Raw genomic sequence first — 20885 nt, 5'->3', positions numbered from 1 at the left:
GCGATCACGCTCATCCCCCTCTCCGCACACATGCTGACCAGGCGCGCACGGAGTTTGCCGGTGGGAATCCCAGAAACGATTTGCCGGAACCGCTTGCGGCGGCCGTGTTTCTCCCGGGTTGTGGAGTCAGTGAAGTCGAGATCCTCGATCGCGATGGCCTGGACCCCGGTCGTCTTGGCCCAGCGGAGGAGTCGGGTCAGGGCGTTTGCGGGTCCAGGACGCATCCAGGTACCAGCGGTCACGGGCCACATCCAGGTGGATGCGGTACGAGACGGCCTGGTTCACTTCGATGCGGTCGCGCCATTCCTGGCCCCGGTGCGAGAACGCCACTTTCGCCGCCAGGACATACCGACCGTGCTTGGCGTTGGCCAGGTCGGCGAGCGGGGCGGGCAACCTAATAGTGACCCGACCGTCGGGGCTGACGCGAATCGTCTCGTTCCCGAACCGTTTGCCCGACTCTCCACTAGCGGTCAGGAACCAGCGCGCCGCCTCCCACTCCGCTCGCCACCGAGCCTGAGTCTTGTCGGCAGCGGCGAGATTGTGGCGTTGCTTAAGCAGCCGCCGACTGCCCCGCACCACCGAGACCCGGCCCGTGTCATGCTCCTCGCGCAAACGCTCATACCGGCCCTGGAGGATGGCCAGGCGACGCGTCTTCTGGAACCACTCCTCCTTGGAACGGTACCCACCAGGCCTGCCCCGGCTCCCTTTCTCCCCGATGGGCAGCGACAGCCGATCCCGGATCACACCGATACCCGCCCCCAACGACATCAGGTGCAGAATTTGAGCACGGCGCGACAGGCCCCACTGGTCGTGAGAGTTGGTCGTGACCGAACCGGCCCAGCGGGACGAGGACAACGCAGTCAAGTCCCGTTTCCGATCCGCCCATGTGTCGGGCGAATGCTCCAGGCCATCACCGACACGTCGGGCAAGATCAACCGACGCGAGGCGGCCCATATGCGCACCCACCATCCGCAGGACGCATTCGTCCTCAATGGTGAGACCCTTTAGCCGGTCCCGGACGCTAACACCGGTGGGACCGTCGACGACGAACGGCCGGGCGATCTCCCGCAAAGGCCTCACGGTCGACTGAGCCACGCCCTGCTGAGCAAGCACCGACAACGCCCCTCCAAAACCACATGCACGTGGTCTGAGGATGATGCACTGTGTGCGAGCCCACCCGGTCAAGCTCACCTGATGGTCCTATCACCTCAACGACCCGCCTCTCACGGAATCAGCTTCGAAAACGAGCAGTTGAGGTCCCCTCCAGAACGGTCCATCCGGAAATGTCCGGTTCATCGGGCCTCAGCGGGGTTCGGCGGCAGGGGTTCGGTGGCGGGGTTCAGTGGCGGGCGCGGTCGCGGCGGGACGGGGCCGGGCCGCAGGAGCCGCGGACGATCAGCTCGGTCGGCAGCAGCACCGGCCCGGACGGGCCGCGCCGAGTGGCGCCCCGCGCGGCGAGCTCGCAGGCGCGGTAGCCGATGTCGCGGGCGGGGCGGTTCACCGCGGTCAGCGGCGGGTCGGCCAGCTCGGCCCAGGCGATGTCGTCCACCATCGCGATCGACAGGTCGGCCGGGACGCGCAGGTCCAGCTCGCGGGCGACGAGCACGGCCGCCTCCCCCGGAAGGTGCCCGGACGCCAGGACGGCGGTCAGGTCGGAACGGCGCTGCAGCAGCCCGGCCGCGGCCGCGTAGGCGCTGTCCCGGGTCGGGCGCGCGCGGGCGACGAGGTCGTCGTCGACCGGGACGCCGAGGGCCGTGAGCGCCGCGCGGAACGCGTCCTCGCGGACGTCCGGCGGGGTGCCGGGCGCGGGCGCGCCGAGGAACCCGACGCGCCGGTGCCCGAGCCCGACCAGGTACTCCACGGCCGAGCGGATCCCGTCCGCGTCGTCGGCGAGCACGGCGGGGACCGTCCCGCCGCCGTCCCGGCAGGACGGCACGCGTCCGACGTACACCAGCGGCACGCCCGTGCGGACGAACGAGGACCACGGGTCGCCGATCCCGGACGGCAGCGCGATCACGCCGTCCACGCGCTGCTCGGCGAACCGGTCGGCGACCTCGGCCTCGCGGGCGGGGTCGCCTAGCGTCGCGTCCAGCAGGACGTGCTGGCCGAGGGTGCGGGCGCAGTCGAGGACGCCCGCGACCACGTCGGCGCAGAAGGGGTCGGTCACGTCCGGGACGGCGAGGCCGAGGCCGCCGGTGCGGCGGGTCTTGAGGCTGCGGCCGACGGCGCTCGGCCGGTAGTCGAGGTCGCGCGCGGCGGCGAGCACGCGCTCGCGGGTCGCGGGGCTGACCGCGCCGGCGCCGGAGAACACGCGCGAGACGGTCGCGATGCCGACCCCGGCCGACGCCGCCACGTCCTTGATCGTCGCCGCCACCGCGTTCCCCTCCCCCGCCGGAGCGGTCCCGTCCGCCCGGCTCGCCCCATGCTGCCACGAACGACCCTTTTCTGGAAACGTTTCCATGATGTTGAATCCGGTTCCAGCCCTGAAAGCCCAGGTGGCGAGGGGTCGGTGGAAACGTTTCCAATTCAAAGGGGGCCGAGATGGCCAGGATCGCACTCGAGGGCGTCGACAAGGTGTACGCCGGCGGCGTCAAGGCCGTCGACGGACTGGACCTGGAGATCGCCGACGGCGAGTTCATGGTGCTGGTCGGGCCGTCCGGATGCGGCAAGTCCACCGCGCTGCGCATGATCGCGGGCCTGGAGGAGATCAGCGGCGGCACCGTGTCGATCGGCGAACGCGTGGTCAACGACCTCGCGCCCAAGGACCGCGACATCGCGATGGTCTTCCAGAACTACGCCCTCTACCCGCACATGACGGTCGAGCAGAACCTCGCCTTCGGCCTGAAGCTGCGCGGCGTCTCCAAGGAGGAGCGGCGCAAGAAGGTGCTCGAGGCCGCCAAGATGCTCGGCCTCGAGCAGTTCCTCGACCGCAAGCCCGCCGCCCTGTCCGGCGGCCAGCGCCAGCGCGTCGCGATGGGCCGCGCGATCGTCCGGCAGCCGCAGGCGTTCCTCATGGACGAGCCGCTGTCGAACCTGGACGCCAAGCTGCGCGTTTCCATGCGCGCCTCGCTGAGCCAGCTGCACGCGAGCCTCGGCGTGACCACCGTGTACGTCACCCACGACCAGGTCGAGGCGATGACCCTCGGCACCCGCGTCTGCGTCCTGCGCGAGGGCAAGCTGCAGCAGGTCGACACCCCGCAGCGGCTGTTCGACCACCCCGTGAACCTGTTCGTGGCCGGGTTCATCGGCTCCCCCGCGATGAACTTCGTGGAGGCCGAGCTCGTCCGCGGCGACGGCGGCGCGCAGGTGAGGTTCGCCGGGGTCACCCTGCCGGTGCCCGCCGAGCTGCTCTCCGCGCGCGAGGGCCTGGACGCCTACTTCGGCAAGAAGGTCATCCTCGGCATCCGCCCGTCCGACTTCGAGGACTCCGGGCACGCCAGCGACGAGTGGGCCCCGATGACCGTCACCAGCACCGTCACCGAGGAGCTGGGCAGCGAGATCAACGTCATCTTCACCATCGACGCCCCGCCGGTCGAGCACAAGGACACCGCCGACCTGGCCGAGGACGCCGCCGAGGGCGAGGGCGACGCGATCCCGCTGACCGACAACAAGGCCCTCTGGACGGCCCGGGTGAACTCCCGCTCGCACGTCCGGCCCGGCCAGACCGTCAAGCTCGCGATCGACACGACCCGCCTGCACTTCTTCGACCCGGCGAGCGGCCTGGCCATCGGCCACGAGTCCGCGAAGCACGTCGCCGCGGCCACCGAGGTCGAGGACGACGTCCCCGCCTGACGCCTCCCGAGGCTCTGAACGGCCGTCCGCCTCCCTTCCTTTCGGGGGGCGGACGGCCGTTCGCCGTTTGCTCCAAGGTGCCGTGACCACGCGGTCCGCAGCACGCCCCCTTGCGCGGGCCGCCGCGACGACCAAGGATGGAGGGGTTTGATCACCCCGAGCCCGGACAGGAAGGCGGCCCGTGCCCGGCACCCTGCTCGCCATCAGTGACCTGCACGTCGGACACGCGACCAATCGCGAGCACCTGGAGTCGCTCGCCCCGGACGACCCGGACGACTGGCTGATCGTCGCGGGCGACGTCGCCGAGCGCGCGGGCGACGTCGCGTGGGCCCTCGCCACGCTGGCCGAGCGGTACGCGACCGTGGTGTGGACGCCCGGCAACCACGAGCTGTGGACGCCCCGCAACGACCCCGACCAGCGCCGCGGCGAGGAGCGCTACCTGCACCTGGTGGACGTCTGCCGCGGGCTCGGCGTCCACACGCCCGAGGACCCGTTCCCGATATGGAACGGGGCGGGCGGGCCGGTGCAGCTGGCGCCGCTGTTCCTGCTGTACGACTACAGCTTCCGGCCGGACGGCGCGTCCACGAAGGACGAGGCGCTCGAGATCGCCTACCAGTCCGGGATCATCTGCACCGACGAGTACCTGCTGCACCCCGACCCGTACCCGACGCGGGACGATTGGTGCCGGGCCCGGCTCGCCTACTCCGAGGACCGCCTCGCCCACCGCGGAAGCGACCTGCCGACCGTCCTGATCAACCACTGGCCGCTCGTCCGGGAGCCCACCCGGGTGCTGCGCTACCCCGAGTTCGCCCAGTGGTGCGGGACCGACCGGACGGCCGACTGGCACCTGAAGTACGAGGCGGCCGCCGTCGTGTACGGCCACCTGCACATCCCCCGGACGACCGTGTACGACGGCGTCCGGTTCGAGGAGGTGTCGGTGGGCTACCCCCGCGAGTGGAAGAGCCGCGGCGGTCCCGCCCGTCCGCGCCCGGTCTTCCCCGCCGCACACTCCTGACCGGCGCGAGCACGACCGACGCGAGCCTGACCGGCGCGAGCCGTGCGCCGGTCGCGCTCGCTCAGGCGGGGCTCGCCATGGCCGCGGCCGCGGGGAGGCGCCCGGCGTTGTGGTCGGCCACGAGCTGCCGGACGGTCTCCCGGGCGCAGGTCTTGTTGGTGCCGATGAAGCCGGTCGGGCCGCGCTTGATCCAGCCCGTCACGTACGTGCCGGGGACCGGTGCGCCGGTGCCGGGGTCGATGACCCGGCCCTTGTCGTTCGGGACGATCGCGCGCCGCTCGTCGAACGGCAGGCCGGGCAGGGGCCGGGCCCGGTAACCGATCGAGGAGAGCACCAGTCCCGCCTCCAGATGCTCGGTCTCGCCGGCCGGGACGGTCTCGTCGCCGCGCGGGGTGTTGCGGGTGAACGTGACGCCCGTGCCGGTGATCTCGGCCGGGGCGAGCAGGTAGCGGAGGACGACGCGCTTCCCGGCCGCCCGCTCGTGGCCGAGCGCGCGGATCGTCCGGTGCTTCAGCGACGCGTCGTCCAGGCCGACGAGATCGCCGGGCGGGACGGCCACGTCCACGGCCGAGGTGAGCCCGACCAGTTCGGCCAGGGTGAAGGCCGAGTGGGCGGGGCCCCGGCGGCCCACGACCACGACCTCCTCGACCGCGCTGCCCCGCAGGACGTCCAGGGCGGCGCGGGAGATGGTCGTCCCGGCCAGGGCTTCGGGCGGCGTGGTGAGGATCCGGGCCACGTCCAGCGCCACGTTGCCGTTGCCGATGACGACGGCCCGGCGGTGCGAGAGGTCGAAGCGGTGGTGGGCGTGGTCGGGGTGGCCGTTGTACCAGGCCACGAACTCGGTGGCCGTCGCGACGCGGGACGCGCCGGGGACGTCCAGGCGCCGGTCGGACGACGCGCCCGTCGCGTAGACGACCGCGTGGTGGTCCCGGAGCAGGTCGGCGTGGGTGACCCGGTCGCCGACCGCCACGCCCAGGTGGAGGTGGAAGCCGTCCTCGCGGGAGATCCGGTCGAAGACCTCGGTGACCTGGCGGGTCTTGGCGTGGTCCGGGGCGACGCCCATGCGGGCGAGGCCGTACGGGGTGGTCAGCCGTTCGTAGACGTCCACGCGCGCGCCCGGAATCGTGAGGATCTCGTCGGCGGCGTACATCGCGGACGGCCCCGACCCCACGATCGCGACGCGCAGCGGCTCGCGGGCGGTCACGCGCAGGGGCTCCTCGTGCGGGGCGAGGATGCTCCGCCGCCGCCGTCCGTCCTTGTAGAAGTCGGCGTTGATCTCCAGGAACGGCAGCTGCGCCTCGTCCAACCCGGTGTGCGGCTTGATCGCCTCGACCGGGCACGCGCTCACGCAGGCCCCGCAGTCCACGCAGGCCACGGGGTCGACGTAGAGCATCTCCGCGGTGTGGAAGTCGGGCTCGTCCGGGGTGGGGTGGATGCAGTTCACCGGGCAGGCGTGGACGCACGAGGCGTCGTTGCAGCAGGACTGCGTGACCACGTGGGGCATGGGGGCGTTCTTTCCGGTCGGACGGCGGAGGTCGGGCGGCAGGGTTCAGGCGGCAGAGGTCAGGCGGCGGAGGTGGTGCGGGCGGGACGGTGCGGTTCGCCGCGGTGCCGGGACGGCCGTCCGTCGATCTTCAGGGCCTTCCACACCCGGGTGGCGACCGGGTTCATCAGCCCGAGATCGGCGGCGAGCATCCGGACGTCGCCGAAGTAACTCCGCATGATCTCGCGCGACGCCGGGCTGTCCCAGAACGCCTCCTTCATGACCGAGCGCGGGATGCCGAACCGCTTCTCCAGGTCGCGCGGCGGCGACATGATCGCCCCGGCCAGCCAGCGCATGATCACCGGGTAGAGCAGGGACGTCGCGCCCTTCCCGATCCGGCCCTGCCGCCGCACCTTGTCGTGCAGGAAGCGGTGCGCGAACGAGATGTGCCGCGCCTCCTCGGCGATGTGGATCTCCATCGTGCGGAGCAGCGCCGGAGGCAGGTTCTCCTCGCCGCGCCGGACGGCCTCCTTCTGGAAGTGGTCGATCGGCTCCTCGCCCGCCAGGATCGCGATGAAGAACAGGACCGGCAGGTAGGCGGCCAGGTGCCAGAAGTGCGAGGTCCTGCGGTAGTCGGCGCGCATCCCGGGCACCTGGAGGCCGGTCCGGTTGACCAGCTCCTGGAACATCTGGATGTGGTTGCACTCCTCGGTCATCTCGTGGAGGCAGTAGCGGAACTCCGGCGTCCCGTTCGGCAGCCGCATCGCGTACTGCATCATCCCGCGGATCAGGACGCTCTCGAACTGCAGCCCGACCTTCTGGATGTTGGCGACCCGCCACATCCCGATCTCGATCCGCCGCTCCTCCGGCAGCGCCTTGTACCAGGGGTGCGCGCCGAGCGGGTCGCAGTCGGGGAGGATCCAGCGCGGGTCGTCCGGGTCGATCCGGAACTCCGGCGAGTCCCAGTCGATGTCGAGGTAGGGGTCGAAGCGGCGCGCGACCGAGCCCTCCGACAGGACGCGCAGCGTGTCCCGGTAGTCCGGGTCGATGTGCTGCTGGTCGACGTGGTCCTGATCGATCGCCGTCACGACCGCCTCCGCCCTCGAGCTCGTTTACAGTTCGCGGGTCGACTGTAAGTACCCGGTCACTTGCAGGTCAAGGTCGAAGATCGTCGGCGGGCGGTGATGTGGGACACTCGGACCGGGCGGACGGAGCGAGGGGAGACGGGGTGCGCGGGCCGCACGGCGGGACGTCCGGGGGGACGGGACAGGCGCCGGCGAAGGCGCGGCGGGCACCGGAACACGGGCCCGCCGGGACGCGGCGGACGGCCGGGGAGATGCGGCAGCTGATCCTCGACGCGGCCGCCGACTGCCTGATCGAGGGCGGGTTCGCGTCCGGGCGCATCCTGTCGGCGATCGCCCGCAAGGCGGGCGTCTCGCGGCCGACGCTCTACAAGTACGGCGGGACGGTCGAGGACATCCGGCACGCCCTGGTGCAGCGCGAGCTGACCCGGTTCCTCGACGCGCTGGCGCCCCGGCTGGAGGCCATGACCTGGTCCGCCGACTACGCCACCGACCTGCTGGCCTTCGTGGTCGGCTACGCCCGCGGGCACACCCTGCTGAACGCCGCCCTGCGCGACGTCCCCGAGGTCGTCCTGCCCGAGTTCACCCTGAACGCGGCCGGCCCGATCCGGAGCATCGCCGAACTGGCCGAGCCGATCGTCGCCAGGCACGTGGAGGCGGGGCGCATCCCGCCCGTGGACGTCACGCTGCTCACCGACGCCCTGTTCCGGATCACCCTGTCGATCGTCCTGATCCAGGGCCCCTACGACTTCGACGACCCGGAGGTCCTGCGCGCCTACCTGCGCAACGCCCTCGGCATGATCGCCGAACTCCACTGAGCGCCCAAAAGAGGGCAAAGCCTGCGTCCTTGTACAACTCGTTCCCTTGAGCTGTTCAGGTTTGTGCGCGTAGGTTGGCCACTATGAGCGCACCGCAGCCTCGGAACACCGCCGAAGAACTGCGCGGTGCCGGCCTCCGGGTGACGGCCGCACGCGTCGCGCTGCTCGAGACCGTCCGCACCGGCGACCACCTCGGAGTGGAGGCCCTCGCCTCCGGCGTCCGGGACCGGGTCGGGCACATCTCCCTCCAAGCCGTCTACGAAGCGCTGCACGCGCTCACCGCCGCCGGGCTCGTCCGGCGGATCGAGCCCGCCGGGCACCCGGCGCGGTTCGAGGGGCGCGTCGGCGACAACCACCACCATGTCGTGTGCCGCTCCTGCGGCGTGGTCGCGGACGTCGACTGCACCGTCGGCCCGGCGCCGTGCCTCACCCCCTCCGACGGCCACGGCTTCGCCATCGACGAGGCCGAGGTCACCTTCTGGGGCGTCTGCCCCACCTGCTCCCCCGCTCAGAGTTCCTCATCGGTCCAGATCCCGAAGGGCGGCCATCATGGCTGAGAACCAGAACACCAGCGGAGAATGCCCCGTCGCGCACACCCGCGCGGCGCACCCCACCCAGGGCGGCGGCAACCGCCAGTGGTGGCCGGAGCGGCTCAACCTGAAGATCCTGGCCAAGGACCCGGCCGTCGCCAACCCGCTCGGCGCGGACTTCGACTACGCCGAGGCGTTCGGGACGCTCGACCTGGCCGAGGTCAAGCGCGACATCGCGGACGTGCTGACCACCTCCCAGGACTGGTGGCCCGCCGACTTCGGCAACTACGGCCCGTTCATGATCCGGATGGCCTGGCACAGCGCCGGCACCTACCGGATCCACGACGGACGCGGCGGCGCCGGCACCGGTCAGCAGCGCTTCGCGCCGATCAACAGCTGGCCCGACAACGCCAGCCTGGACAAGGCCCGGCGGCTGCTGTGGCCGGTGAAGAAGAAGTACGGCCGCTCCCTGTCCTGGGCCGACCTGCTGATCCTCACCGGCAACGTCGCCCTCGAGACGATGGGCTTCAAGACCTTCGGCTTCGGCGGCGGACGCGTCGACGCGTGGGAGGCCGACGAGGACGTCTACTGGGGCCCGGAGAGCACCTGGCTCGGCGACGAGCGCTACACCGGCGACCGCGAGCTCGAGGACCCGCTCGGCGCCGTCCAGATGGGCCTGATCTACGTCAACCCGGAGGGCCCGAACGGCAACCCGGACCCGCTCGCCGCGGCCCGCGACGTCCGCGAGACCTTCCGCCGGATGGCGATGAACGACGAGGAGACCGCCGCGCTGATCGTCGGCGGCCACACCTTCGGCAAGACCCACGGCGCGGGTCCCGCCGACAACGTCGGCCCCGCGCCCGAGGCCGCGCCGATCGAGCAGCAGGGCCTCGGCTGGAAGAGCACGCACGGCACCGGGGTCGGCGCCGACGCCATCACCAGCGGTCTCGAGGGCATCTGGACCAACACCCCGACCCAGTGGGACAACTCCTTCCTGGAGATCCTCTACGGGTACGAGTGGGAGCTGTTCGACAGCCCCGCGGGCGCCCACCAGTGGCGGCCGAAGGACGGCGCCGGCGACGGCACCGTGCCCGACGCGTTCGACCCGGACAAGAGGGTCGCGCCGACGATGCTCACCACCGACCTGTCGATGCGCGTCGACCCGGTGTACGAGCAGATCACCCGCCGGTGGCTGGACCACCCGGAGGAGCTCGCCGACGCGTTCGCGCGCGCCTGGTACAAGCTCACCCACCGCGACATGGGCCCGGTCGTCCGCTACCTCGGCCCGGAGGTCCCGGACGAGGAGCTGATCTGGCAGGACCCGGTCCCGGCCCGCGACCACGAGCTGATCGACGACGCCGACGCGGCGGACCTCAAGGCGCGGGTCCTCGCGGCCGGCCTGACCGTCCCGCAGCTGGTCTCGACGGCGTGGGCGGCGGCCTCGTCCTTCCGCGGCAGCGACAAGCGCGGCGGCGCGAACGGCGCCCGCGTCCGGCTCCAGCCGCAGGCCGGCTGGGAGGTCAACGAGCCCGACAAGCTGGCCCCGGTGCTGCGCGAGCTGGAGGGCGTCCAGGAGTCGTTCAACTCCGGCCGGACGGACGGCAAGAAGGTCTCGCTGGCCGACCTGGTCGTGCTCGCCGGCGCGGCGGGCGTGGAGAAGGCCGCCAAGGACGCCGGGGTCGACGTCCGGGTGCCGTTCACGCCGGGCCGCACGGACGCCTCCCAGGAGCAGACCGACATCGACTCGTTCTCGAACCTGGAGCCGCCCGCGGACGGGTTCCGCAACTACCTCGGCAAGGGCCTGCGGCTCCCCGCCGAGTACCTGCTGCTCGACCGCGCGAACCTGCTGACGCTGAGCGCGCCGGAGATGACCGTCCTGGTCGGCGGCCTGCGGGTGCTGGGCACGAACTTCAAGGACACCCAGACCGGCGTCCTCACCGAGACGCCCGGCGCGCTGACGAACGACTTCTTCGTCAACCTGCTCGACATGGGCACCGAGTGGAGGTCCACCGGCGACGAGAACCTGTTCGAGGGCCGCGACGCGGAGACCGGCAAGGTCCGCTGGACGGGCAGCCGCGTCGACCTGGTGTTCGGCTCGAACTCCGAGCTGCGCGCCGTCGCCGAGGTCTACGCGAGCGACGACGCCAAGGAGAAGTTCGTGGCCGACTTCGTCACGGCGTGGGCCAAGGTCATGGACCTCGACCGCTTCGACGCCCGCTGATCTCTCACTGAGGCGATGACGGCGTCCGGGGCTTGCGGCCCCGGGCGCCGTTCTTTCTTCGGCGGGCCGACTAGTGCCGATGCGGGGCGACCACGTCGATCTGCTGGGCCCAGCGGAACTGGGCCGGGCCGCGAGGGTCGCCGGAGAAGGGCGCGGTGACCGTGGCTATGGTCACCCGGCCGGGGCGTTCGGCGGTGCAGGTCGCGGTGATCGTGCCTCGGGGGCCGGGGCGCGAGACGCAGCTCAGGACTCCCTCGTCCGTGCTGGTCAGGGGTGACCAGGGCTGGCGCGGGGACGACTCGGCGGTGACCCTGAGCACCGTGCCGACCGTCAGGCAGAGCGGCGGAGGCTTCTCGCCCTTGCGCGCGGTGACGGTCACGGCGCCGGAGTCGCAGGCAGCGGGTGTCGACGCGGCGGCCTTCGGCGGATCGTTGCTCGTGCAGGCCGCGCAGAGGATGAGGAGCAGCGCCGTCAGGGACCGCATGGCCGGGTCCTCCTCGCCGGACGGGTCCGGGGCCTCGAGTCTACGTGCGCGTGCCCGCCGTCCGGGGTCGGACGGCGGGCACGACAGGCGTCAGCTCACGGTGACGTCGTCGAAGGCTGTGGCGGTGGGGTCGCCGGTGTAGTCGTCGTCATGGCTGGTGAGGGTGAGGGTGTAGGAGTGCCCGGCGGTGACCGCCGAGGTGACCTGCTTCCAGCCGGAGCTGGCGACGCAGGTCTTGGCGAGGACCGTCGTGGTGGTGTTGGCGGTGTTGTCCTTCAGCGTGGCGGTCGCCCAGTCGTAGGTGACGGTGTCGGGGCAGGTCACGTTGTAGAAGAAGGACACCTTGGTGGTGCCGGTGGGCGCGGTGAAGGTCTGGGCGATGGACGAGTCGCCGTTGGTCGCGGTGCTCGTGCTGCCCATCAGCGCGGCGTAGACGCCGCTGTGGGCGCCGGAGTTGGTGACGCCGGTGAGGGCGCCGCTCGGGGTCCAGCCGGACAGGCCGCCGGTCTCGAAGCCGCCGTTGGTGATCCCGCCTCCGCCGACCGGGTTGACGGTGAGGGTGTAGCCGGTGGAGTGGGTCGCCGACGCCCCCGTTCCGGTGATGGTGACCGTGTAGGTGCCCGCCGGGGTGGACGAGCCGGTGGTGATGGTCGCGGTGCTCGAACCGCCCGCGGTCACCGAGGACGGACTGAAGGCCGCGGTCGCGCCCGTGGGCAGCCCCGAGGCCGCCAGCGAGACGGTCTGCGCCGTCCCGGCCGTGACGGCCGTGGACACCGTGGTGGTGGCCGAGCCGCCCGCGGTCACGCTGCCGGACGCGGGGCTCGCCGAGATCGAGAAGTCGTTGGTCGGAGTGCTCGCGCAGCCCGGGAGGGTGAACGACGCCAGGCGCGTGTGCCAGTTGAAGCTGCCGTTGGCGGGCTCGTACTCGTTGGTGTACCAGAAGGTGCAGTCGTCGCTCGGGTCGACGGCCATCGAGGTGTAATCACCCCACCGGCTGTAGGAGGTCTGCGAGCCCGCGCCGGTGATCGTGGTGGTCTCCGCCTGCGTCATCGTCCCGAGCGGGTCCGAGGGGGCGCGGCCGGTGAACCGGATCGACGGGTGGGTCGACGAGGACGACTGGGAGTAGCCGAGCGCGATGTTGCCGACGTGGTCCATCGCGATCGAGCCCATCCACCGGTACGTGGAGTCGGGCGCGTAGGTGCCCTGCTGGTAGACGGTCGGGTTCCCGCCCGACAGCCGCAGCTCGTACCAGCGCGTCCCGACGCCGCCGGAGACGGTCACGGCGTGGTCGGTCACGAACGCCTCATGGTCGCCGTAGTTCCGGTAGGCGAGCCGGTACATGATGCGGTCCGACAGCGAGTCGAGCTGCTGGGTCGTGCCGCTCTGCGGGACGCAGGTGCCGGTGCTGCCGCAGGCGGTCGTGTAGGACGCCACGGCCAGGCTGGACGGTCCGCTGAACGTGGAGTTGGCCGGGGTCGTCCAGTCGACGTGGAACCTCCAGTAGGCCAGCGAGGTGTTGGTCGCGCCGAGCCCGACCAGCAGCTCGTTCTCCCCGGAGGGCGGCGCGGTGGAGCCGTCGACGTCACCGGCGAGGAGCCCGCCGTAGGACGAGCTGGTGGTGAAGCACTGCTGCGTGGCGGCCGCGCCGGTCAGCATGCTCGAGCGGTCCATGGCGCACGCCTCGGCGCCGACGAAGGTGTTCCCGTTGAACAGGTTGTAGGTCAGGTAGTACGCGTCGGGCCAGACCGAGATCTTCGGGTAGTCCGGGAAGTCGCTGAACTGGTAGCTGTACCGGTTGTACGACCCGGTCGCGTCCGCGCTGGTGGAGACGGCCACGCACTCGTAGTACGGACCGCTCGCGGACGACACGTTGGCGAACTGGGTGACCAGCCAGCGTCCGGCGAGGTTGTCCCAGCGCACCGTCGCGTCGCCGTCGTTGGTGGTCTCGCAGGAGCCGCCGAACCCGGAGAAGAGCGTGCTGGTGTCGACGGGCCCGTAGGTGGCGGCGCCGGTGGACTTGTTGAACACCGCGTAGGCGGTGTTGACGACCTCGACGACCTGGGTCGAGCCGACCGAGGCGTTGGGGTCCGGCGGCACGCCGGTCACCGAGTAGGCGCCCTGCGGGCCGGTGAAGCCCTGGCCGACGCCGTCGAAGTTGCTCGCGGTCGACGCGGTGTGGGTGGTGCCGCCGGAGCGCTGCCGCACCGGGTCGGGGATCTTCGCCGCGGGCGGGTGCGGCAGCCGGACCTCGTCGTCCGGCTCGGTGTGGCGCGTGGCCTTCGGCGGGACGGGACGGATCGACCGCAGCGGCGGCGAGACGTCGTGGCGCACCGCGGGACCCGAGTCGGCCGACTGGCGGGGCGGGCGCGGCGGCTGGGCGGGGGCGGCGTGCGCGGCGGGGGCGGACAGGGCGGTCAGTGCCGCGAGTGCCGCGGTGAGCACGGCCAGGCCGGCCCGGGGGTGGTGGGGACGAGGCACGGCGGGGTCCTTTCGGACGATGAGGGATAACCCATGCCTTATGGGATGAAACAGCCGCCATGCTGAACCCGGTCACATCCGCCGACAAGACCGCCGACCGGCGATGTACGTCCCTTGAACGCAGGGAAAACCCGATGGCTTCGTCCGGCCCGTTGTACGGCCTCGGGCACAGGCGCACAGTCGACGGCTTCCGGCGCCCCGGTCACGTTCTTCGCCACCGACGATGCCCACCGCACCCCTCGCGGCGCGTCCGCCGGACACGCAGGGTCACCGATCTTCCGCCTCCAACCCGGCGCTCACCTTCCCGCGGCCTTGCCACAACCGGTCAGCGACCAGACCACCTTGTGCGGAAGGAGACCTGGTGCCGTTCGCCTCGCGGGGCTCGCCCCGAAACCTGACAGACGAGAAGCGCCCGCCGCGACGCCCCGAGGCACGGGGTCGCGGCGGGCGCTTCTGGTCTCCGGGCTACTTCACCGAGCCGGCGAGGACGCCCTGGACGAAGTAGCGCTGGAAGGCGAAGAAGACCGCCAGCGGGACGATCAGGGACAGGAACGCGCCCGGCGCCAGGATGTCGATGTTGCCGGTGAACTGCCGCATCTGCGACTGGAGCCACTTGGTCATCGGCTGGCTGCCGGTGTCGGCGAACACCAGGGCCACCAGCAGGTCGTTCCAGACCCAGAGGAACTGGAAGATCGCCAGCGACGCGATCGCGGGGCCGCCCAGCGGGAAGATCACCCGCCGGAAGATCGTCCACTCCGAGCCGCCGTCCATCCGCGCCGCCTCCAGCAGGTCCCGGGGGATGCCCGCGAAGAAGTTGCGCAGCAGGAAGATGGCGAACGGCAGCCCGAACGCCACGTGGAACATCACCACGCCCGTGATCGAGCCGAACAGGTGGAAGCTCCCGATCCGCACCGAGCCGTAGAGCTTGGCGACCGGCAGCAGCGCGACCTGGACGGGCACGACCAGCAGCCCGACCACGACGAGGAACAGCCAGTCCCGGCCGGGGAACTCCATCCACGCGAACGCGTACGCGGCCAGCGACGCGATCACCACCACCAGCAGGGTCGCCGGGACGGTGATCAGCACCGTGTTCCAGAACGAGTCGACGAAGTCGCCCTTGCCGAGCAGGTCGGAGTAGGCCGAGAAGGTCAGCTGGCTCGGCTTGGAGAACACCTTCCACCAGCCGGACGCGCCGTTGTCGGACGTCGACCGCAGCGACGCGACCAGCAGCCCGAGCGTCGGGACCAGCCACACCACCGCGATCAGGATCAGCAGGAACTGCGCGGCGCCGCCGCCGACCCGTCCGACGATCCGCGCCGCGATCCCCCGGCGCGGCGCGCCCGACCCGTCGTTTCCGGGGGTCGCGGCCGCGGCCGCCCCGGTTTCGGTCGTGCTCATGCGCGCTCCCGCCGCATCCGCCGGATGTTGAACAGCATGGCCGGGACGACCAGCAGGAACAGCAGCACCGCGATCGCGCTGCCCTTCCCCGGGTCGTTCCCGCCGCCGAACGACTCGGCCCACATCTGATAGGCGAGCACGTTGGCGTGCGGATCGCCGCCGCCGATGATGTAGACCAGGTCGAAGACCTTCAGGACGTTGATGACCATCGTGACCAGCACGACCGTCAGCACCGGCGCGAGCAGCGGGATCGTCACCCGCCGGAACACCTGCCACTCGGTCGCGCCGTCCACCCGGGCCGCCTCCAGCGCGTCCCGCGGGATCGCGGCGAGCCCGGCGGCGATGAGCACCATCGCGAAGCCGGACCACACCCACAGGTACGCCCCGATGATCGCGGGGGTGATGAGGGTGCTGCCGAGCCACTGCGCGCCGCCGTAGGACGCGGTGAAGTTCGACTTCGGCAGCCGCAGCGTGACCGCCCCGTCGCCCTTCACCTTCCTCATGGTGAAGGTGCCGTCGTCGCGGGTGGTGGCCTTGCCGACGACCTTCCCGTCCCGGACGGCCTCGACCTTGATCCGCGACAGTCCGGACTCGCCCGCGTTCGGCTGGTTCGGAACCCCGCCGCCGCCCTTGGTGAAGTCGAACCAGACCGCGCCGGTGAGCTCGCCCGGCTTCGCCGCCGGCGGCTGGACGGCCTGGACCGGCTTCTTCGGCAGGTCCTCCGGCTTGATCCGCAGCAGCGGCAGCAGCGCGCTCTGCCCCGCCTGGTACTGCTGCGTGCTGACGATCGTGCCGTCGCCCTGCTGCGTGGCGCGGGCGTCCTTGCCGGTGCGGGGTCCCGCGCCGGGGTAGCCCGCGCCGGGCTTGAAGGTGTCGTGCACCGCGACCATCGCCGCGTTCGCCACGCCCATGTTCGGGTCCTGCTCGTACACCAGCCGGAAGATCACGCCCGAGGCGAGGAAGGACACCGCCATCGGCATGAACACCACCATCTTGAACGCGGTGGACCAGCGGATCCGCTCGGTGAGCACCGCGAAGATGAGGCCGAGGACGGTGACCAGCGTCGGCGCGACCACCACCCAGATCGCGGTGTTGCCGACGGTCATGAGGTTGTCGTGACCCTGGAAGATGCCGGTGTAGTTGTCCACGCCGGCGAACGAGTGGCCGTTCGCGCCGAAGAAGCTGCGCACGACCGAGAAGACGATCGGGTACAACACGAGGAAGCCGAGCAGCAGCAGCGCGGGCAGCAGGAAGCTCAGGGACAGCCACGACGGCGGCGTCAGCCCCCGCGCGCGCTTCGCCGTCCTGCCCGCCTTCGCCTCGCCGGCCTTGGTCTCGAGAGCGGCGACGGCGACGGCGGGGGCGCCGCCCGGGGCCGCGGTGGTGTCCGCGGCCCCGGGCGACGACTCCCGTCCCTGCGGCGTCCCGTCCCCGGGGGGCGTCCCGTCATCGCCGGGCGCCCGGTCCTTCGGAGCCGTCATGCCGGAACCGTCCTAGCTCTTGAAGGCCTTCGTGGCGTCGGCCTCCAGCTTGTCCTGGGCGCCCTTGACGTCGGACGGCTTCTGCAGGAAGCCGCGCAGGTCCTCCCACTCGCCGGAGCCGGGGGTGCCGCCGAACGCGGCCGGGGCCAGGTCGGACATGTCGTACCGGGCGGAGTCGCCGGCCTTCTGCATGGCCTCGATCAGCTGCTTGGAGATCGGGTCGGAGTAGGCGTCCGGGCCGACGTTCTTGTTCGGCGACAGGTAGCCGCCGAGCTTCGCCCAGGTCCTGCCCGCGTCCGGGGACGCCAGGTACTTCATCAGCGCCATCGCGCCCTTGCTGTCCTTCAGCGCGACGGCGACGTCGCCGCCGAGGACGGCCGGGGCGGTGTTCCCGGCCTTCGGGAAGGGGAAGACCTGCGCGTCGGTGCCGACCTTGGCCTTGGTGGTGGAGATGTTCGCGGCCGCGAAGTCGCCGCCGTAGACCATGGCGGCCTTGTCCTGGCCGAAGACCTGGGTGACCGACTCGTCGAACTTGGTCTTGGTCGCGGTGGCCAGGCCGCCCGCCATCCACTCCGGCTTGCCCCAGATCTTCGCGAGCGTCTGGAGGGCCGTCGTCACGGTCGGATCGGTCCACTTCATCTCATGCTTGGCCAGCTTGTCGTAGTTGTCCGGCCCGGCCTGCGACAGGTAGACGTTCTCGAACCAGTCGGTCAGCGTCCAGGAGTCCGACGACGCGGCGGCGATGGTGAACGGGGTCTGGCCCGCGTCCTGCAGCGTCCCCGCGGCCTTGACCAGGTCGTCGAAGGTCTGCGGCGGGTTCACCCCCGCGTCCTGCAGCACCTTCGGCCGGTACCAGATGATCGACTTGTAGGCGGCCTTGGCGAGCACGCCGTAGGTCTGGCCCTTGGCCGAGGCCAGGTTCTTCCAGTACGGGGAGAAGTTCTTGTCGATCTCGCCGACGACGTCCGGCGTCAGCGGCTTGAGCTGGTCCTTCGCCGCGTACTGCTGGAGCAGGCCGGGCTGCGGCAGGATCGCCACGTCCGGCGGGTTCTTGGCCGCGATGCGCGGGCCGAGGTAGGCGTCGGTGTTCTCACCGGTGGACGCGTAGGACACCGTCGCGCCGGTCTGCTTCTCGAACGCCTTCAGGACCTGCCGGAAGTTCTGCTCCTCCGTGCCCGTCCACTTGGCCGCGACCTCGATCTTGACGCCCTTGAGCTCGCTGCCCTGCGTCGAACCGCCGTCGTCCTTCTTCTTGTCGCCGCCTCCGCACGCGGCCGACGCCGAGAGCGCCAGTCCCACCGCGACGGCCGCGCCGATGACCCGCCTGCCAGTCCTCATTCCTCATCCTCCCTGGACGAACCGGCATCCTCGCCCCAGATCGCGGAGCCGGAGTCGATATCGAAGAAGTGCAGGCGCCCGGTGTCGACGTGGACCGTCACCGGGTCGCCGGCCTTCACCGTGGTGCGCGGGCTGAACCGCGCGACGAGATCGGTGTGCGGGCCCTCGAGCTTGCCGAGCACGTCGGTGCCCGCGTCCCGCGCCAGCTCGCGGGTGTCCTCGGTGACCACCTGGGCCGCCTGGACGGTGAAGTGCACCAGCACGTCCGAGCCCATCGCCTCCACCAGTTCGGCGGTGGAGGTCAGCGTGCCGCCGCCACCCTCTCCAGCGGCGGCGGCGATGAGCTCGTCGTCCTCCATGTCCTCGGGCCGGATCCCGACGACGACGTCCCCGCCGAAGTGGTCGCGCAGCGCGGGACGGGCCTCGAAGACCGACGCGGGCAGCTCGAGGGTCTGCCCGCCGACGGTGAGCCGCGCCGCGGACGCCTCTCCCGACAGCGTGCCCTGGAGCAGGTTCATCGCGGGCGAGCCGATGAACCCGGCGACGAACAGGTTCGCGGGCCGGTCGTACAGCTCCTGCGGCGGCGCGACCTGCTGGAGCACGCCCTTCTTCATCACCGCGACCCGGTCCCCGAGCGTCATCGCCTCGGTCTGGTCGTGGGTGACATAAACGGTGGTGACGCCCAGGTCGCGCTGGATGCGCGCGATCTCGGCGCGCATCTGGACGCGCAGTTTGGCGTCCAGATTGGACAGCGGCTCGTCCATCAGGAACGCCTGCGGCTGCCGGACGATCGCGCGTCCCATCGCGACGCGCTGCCGCTGCCCGCCGGACAGATTCCGCGGCTTCTTGTCGAGGTACTCGGTCAGTCCGAGAATCTGCGCGGCATGGTCGACCTGCCGTCTGATCTCGGCTTTCGGCACCTTCCGCAGTGACAACCCGAAGCCGATGTTGTCGCGCACCGAAAGGTGCGGGTAGAGCGCGTAACTCTGGAACACCATCGCCACGTCGCGGTCCCGCGAGGGGACCCTGTTCACGACGCGCTCGCCGATCGCGATCTCGCCTTCGGAGATCTCCTCCAGCCCCGCCAGCATGCGCAGCGCGGTGGTCTTGCCGCACCCGGACGGCCCGACCAGTACGAGGAACTCGCCGTCGGCGATGCCGAGGTTCAGGTCGGTCACGGCACGGGTTCCGTCGGGGTAGACCTTCCCGACTCCCCGCAGGGCGACCTCTGCCACGGTCCCTCCTCCTCTGCGGGCCGGAACGGCCCGGCGTTTCGTGTCACTCCGCTGTAAAACCCCGCCGGATGCTCCAAGGAGGTACAGGGGGACGCCACGCCCGCGCAACAGTCGGACCGCGTGCGCATCGCTTTGGTATGGAGATCGTTATCTGGCCCGAGACGCGCGAAGGCGGGCCCGCGCAAAGCGGACCCGCCTTCTACCTGGAAAGGCTTTGTCAGCCGATGACGACCAAGCCGTGCCCGGTCTTGTTCATGGCCTCGTAACCATCTTCGGTGCACACGACGATGTCCTCGATGCGTGCACCGTGCTTACCGGGGTAAATGCCCGGTTCGATCGAGAACGCCATGCCCGGCTCGAGCGGTTCGGTGTTGCCCGAGACGATGTACGGCTCCTCGTGCGTCTCGATGCCGATGCCGTGCCCGGTGCGGTGGATGAAGTACTCGCCGTACCCGGCGGCCGCGATCAGGTCGCGTCCGGCGGCGTCGACCGCCTCCGGCGTGACGCCCGGACGGACGGCCTCGCAGGACGCGCGCTGCGCCTCCTCCAGCACCGCGTAGTACTCGCGGTACTCGGCGGGCGCCTCGCCCACGCAGTAGTTGCGCGTCGAGTCGGAGCAGTAGCCGCTCGGCATCTGCCCGCCGATGTCCACCACGACCGGCTCGCCCGGCTGGATGACCCGGTCCGACAGCTCCGCGTGCGGGTTCGCGCCGTTCGGCCCGGACCCGACGATCACGAAGTCGACCGTGGAGTGGCCCTCTTGGAGGATCGCGTCGTGGATGTCGCGGCCGACCTGCCGCTCGGTGCGGCCCGCCCGCAGGAACTCCGGCACCCGGCGGTGCACGCGGTCGATCGCCTCGCCCGCCTCGCGCAGCGCGGCGATCTCGGCGGGGCTCTTGCGCATCCGCAGCTCGCGCAGGACCGTCCCGGCGAGGACCTGCTCGACGCCGGGCATCGCGTCCCGGAACCGCAGCGTCATCATCGCCCACATCCGGTCGGCGAGGCCGACCTTCCCGGCGGACGCGCCGAGCCGCCGCGCGACCAGCGCGTACGGGTCGTCGGTCTCGTCCCACGGCACCAGCTCCAGGCCGAGCGAGCCCGCCGGGGACGCCTGCGCGGCGGGCAGTTCCAGGCGCGGCACCACCAGGAACGGCTCCCCCTCGGCGGGCACCGCCAGGCAGGTGAGCCGTTCCAGCTGATGCGCGTCGTAGCCGCTGACGTACCGCAGGTCCGGGCCCGGCGTCAGCAGCAGCGCGGCGAGGCCCGCCTTCGCGGTCGCCTCCTGCGCCGTGGCCACGCGCTCGCGCGGATACAACGCCCTTGTCACATCCGTGTCCATGCTGGTCGCTGGGTCTCGTGCGCGCGGGGCGCGGCACGGAAGACCCGGCTTCCTCCTCCCCTGAAAACCGGCCCTGTTACATTCTGTACATGCTCCGACACTGGCATGCCATGTCCGGATACCGAACCAGGATCGCAGGCGCCCGGGCGCGTTGTCGCGCCGCCCTGCCCCTGGCATACCCGCACCGCCGG

At 71.3% G+C, this 20885-nt stretch carries 16 protein-coding genes; 5 read left to right on the top strand and 11 right to left on the bottom strand.

What is annotated here, in order from left to right; translation table 11 throughout:
- Positions 1-126: 126 nt before the first annotated feature.
- The gene (locus AB0L06_RS19025; RefSeq protein ID WP_500232336.1) at positions 127-1071 is read right to left on the bottom strand and encodes a hypothetical protein; all 945 of its coding nucleotides are present in this window, start codon (positions 1069-1071) and stop codon (positions 127-129) included.
- Between the two features lie 268 nt (positions 1072-1339).
- Positions 1340-2374, bottom strand: coding sequence for a LacI family DNA-binding transcriptional regulator (locus tag AB0L06_RS19020; RefSeq protein ID WP_500232335.1), 1035 nt, complete (start codon positions 2372-2374; stop codon positions 1340-1342).
- A gap of 167 nt (positions 2375-2541) precedes the next feature.
- Between AB0L06_RS19020 and AB0L06_RS19015 the strand changes: the two genes are divergently transcribed.
- Positions 2542-3792, top strand: a complete 1251-nt coding sequence (locus AB0L06_RS19015; RefSeq protein ID WP_500232334.1) for an ABC transporter ATP-binding protein — start codon at positions 2542-2544, stop codon at positions 3790-3792.
- 181 nt (positions 3793-3973) lie between these two features.
- Positions 3974-4807, top strand: a complete 834-nt coding sequence (locus AB0L06_RS19010; protein WP_500232333.1) for a metallophosphoesterase family protein — start codon at positions 3974-3976, stop codon at positions 4805-4807.
- Positions 4808-4868: 61 nt separating this feature from the next.
- Here the strand turns inward: AB0L06_RS19010 and AB0L06_RS19005 are convergent, their stop codons facing one another.
- Both AB0L06_RS19005 and AB0L06_RS19000 read right to left on the bottom strand, forming a co-directional pair.
- The gene (locus AB0L06_RS19005; RefSeq protein ID WP_500232332.1) at positions 4869-6311 is read right to left on the bottom strand and encodes an FAD-dependent oxidoreductase; all 1443 of its coding nucleotides are present in this window, start codon (positions 6309-6311) and stop codon (positions 4869-4871) included.
- 59 nt (positions 6312-6370) lie between these two features.
- Positions 6371-7378, bottom strand: coding sequence for an AurF N-oxygenase family protein (locus AB0L06_RS19000; RefSeq protein ID WP_500232331.1), 1008 nt, complete (start codon positions 7376-7378; stop codon positions 6371-6373).
- 248 nt (positions 7379-7626) lie between these two features.
- On the opposite strand from AB0L06_RS19000, the gene AB0L06_RS18995 reads away from it, so the two are divergent.
- The 3 genes from AB0L06_RS18995 to katG all read left to right on the top strand — a co-directional run bounded on the left by AB0L06_RS18995 (position 7627) and on the right by katG (position 10941).
- On the top strand, positions 7627-8190 hold the full coding sequence (locus tag AB0L06_RS18995) for a TetR/AcrR family transcriptional regulator (RefSeq protein ID WP_500232330.1): 564 nt from the start codon (positions 7627-7629) through the stop codon (positions 8188-8190).
- An 83-nt stretch (positions 8191-8273) separates the two neighbouring features.
- Positions 8274-8747, top strand: coding sequence for a Fur family transcriptional regulator (locus AB0L06_RS18990; protein ID WP_500232329.1), 474 nt, complete (start codon positions 8274-8276; stop codon positions 8745-8747).
- Positions 8740-10941 (top strand): catalase/peroxidase HPI, encoded by a 2202-nt coding sequence (gene katG, locus AB0L06_RS18985; RefSeq protein WP_500232328.1) that lies wholly within the window; start codon positions 8740-8742, stop codon positions 10939-10941. Before AB0L06_RS18990 ends, katG begins: the two co-directional genes overlap by 8 nt.
- A 70-nt stretch (positions 10942-11011) precedes the next feature.
- Here katG and AB0L06_RS18980 read toward each other — a convergent pair whose 3' ends face one another.
- The 7 genes from AB0L06_RS18980 to AB0L06_RS18950 all read right to left on the bottom strand — a co-directional run bounded on the left by AB0L06_RS18980 (position 11012) and on the right by AB0L06_RS18950 (position 20682).
- Entirely contained in the window at positions 11012-11425 is a 414-nt protein-coding gene (locus AB0L06_RS18980) for a hypothetical protein (RefSeq protein ID WP_500232327.1), read from the bottom strand.
- Positions 11426-11515: 90 nt separating this feature from the next.
- Complete coding sequence (locus AB0L06_RS18975; RefSeq protein WP_500232326.1) at positions 11516-13903, bottom strand: hypothetical protein; 2388 nt, start codon at positions 13901-13903, stop codon at positions 11516-11518.
- Positions 13904-14368: 465 nt separating this feature from the next.
- Complete coding sequence (locus AB0L06_RS18970) at positions 14369-15301, bottom strand: carbohydrate ABC transporter permease (protein ID WP_500232325.1); 933 nt, start codon at positions 15299-15301, stop codon at positions 14369-14371.
- Positions 15298-16782 carry a carbohydrate ABC transporter permease gene (locus tag AB0L06_RS18965; RefSeq protein ID WP_500232324.1) on the bottom strand — a complete coding sequence of 495 codons (1485 nt, stop codon included), beginning with the start codon at positions 16780-16782 and terminating at the stop codon, positions 15298-15300. Before AB0L06_RS18965 ends, AB0L06_RS18970 begins: the two co-directional genes overlap by 4 nt.
- A 12-nt stretch (positions 16783-16794) precedes the next feature.
- Positions 16795-18120, bottom strand: coding sequence for an ABC transporter substrate-binding protein (locus AB0L06_RS18960; RefSeq protein WP_500232323.1), 1326 nt, complete (start codon positions 18118-18120; stop codon positions 16795-16797).
- A complete protein-coding gene (locus AB0L06_RS18955; protein WP_500232322.1) occupies positions 18117-19355 on the bottom strand; it encodes an ABC transporter ATP-binding protein in 1239 nt (412 codons plus the stop codon). The genes AB0L06_RS18960 and AB0L06_RS18955 overlap by 4 nt, the downstream gene beginning before the upstream one ends.
- Before the next feature lie 217 nt (positions 19356-19572).
- Positions 19573-20682 carry a M24 family metallopeptidase gene (locus AB0L06_RS18950; RefSeq protein WP_500232321.1) on the bottom strand — a complete coding sequence of 370 codons (1110 nt, stop codon included), beginning with the start codon at positions 20680-20682 and terminating at the stop codon, positions 19573-19575.
- Positions 20683-20885: the final 203 nt, after the last annotated feature.

The sequence above is a fragment of the Spirillospora sp. NPDC052269 genome (assembly GCF_040679435.1).
Taxonomy (GTDB): domain Bacteria; phylum Actinomycetota; class Actinomycetes; order Streptosporangiales; family Streptosporangiaceae; genus Spirillospora.
This window is presented reverse-complemented; position numbering and strand designations above follow the sequence as displayed.

Excerpts from the sequence above, each read along its gene's own strand:
- AB0L06_RS19015 (WP_500232334.1), top strand. The coding sequence starts at position 2,542 with ATGGCCAGGATCGCACTCGAGGGCGTCGACAAGGTGTACGCCGGCGGC.
- AB0L06_RS19005 (WP_500232332.1), bottom strand. The coding sequence starts at position 6,311 with ATGCCCCACGTGGTCACGCAGTCCTGCTGCAACGACGCCTCGTGCGTC.
- AB0L06_RS18995 (WP_500232330.1), top strand. The coding sequence starts at position 7,627 with ATGCGGCAGCTGATCCTCGACGCGGCCGCCGACTGCCTGATCGAGGGC.
- AB0L06_RS18990 (WP_500232329.1), top strand. The coding sequence starts at position 8,274 with ATGAGCGCACCGCAGCCTCGGAACACCGCCGAAGAACTGCGCGGTGCC.
- katG (WP_500232328.1), top strand. The coding sequence starts at position 8,740 with ATGGCTGAGAACCAGAACACCAGCGGAGAATGCCCCGTCGCGCACACC.
- AB0L06_RS18980 (WP_500232327.1), bottom strand. The coding sequence starts at position 11,425 with ATGCGGTCCCTGACGGCGCTGCTCCTCATCCTCTGCGCGGCCTGCACG.
- AB0L06_RS18970 (WP_500232325.1), bottom strand. The coding sequence starts at position 15,301 with ATGAGCACGACCGAAACCGGGGCGGCCGCGGCCGCGACCCCCGGAAAC.
- AB0L06_RS18965 (WP_500232324.1), bottom strand. The coding sequence starts at position 16,782 with ATGACGGCTCCGAAGGACCGGGCGCCCGGCGATGACGGGACGCCCCCC.
- AB0L06_RS18960 (WP_500232323.1), bottom strand. The coding sequence starts at position 18,120 with ATGAGGACTGGCAGGCGGGTCATCGGCGCGGCCGTCGCGGTGGGACTG.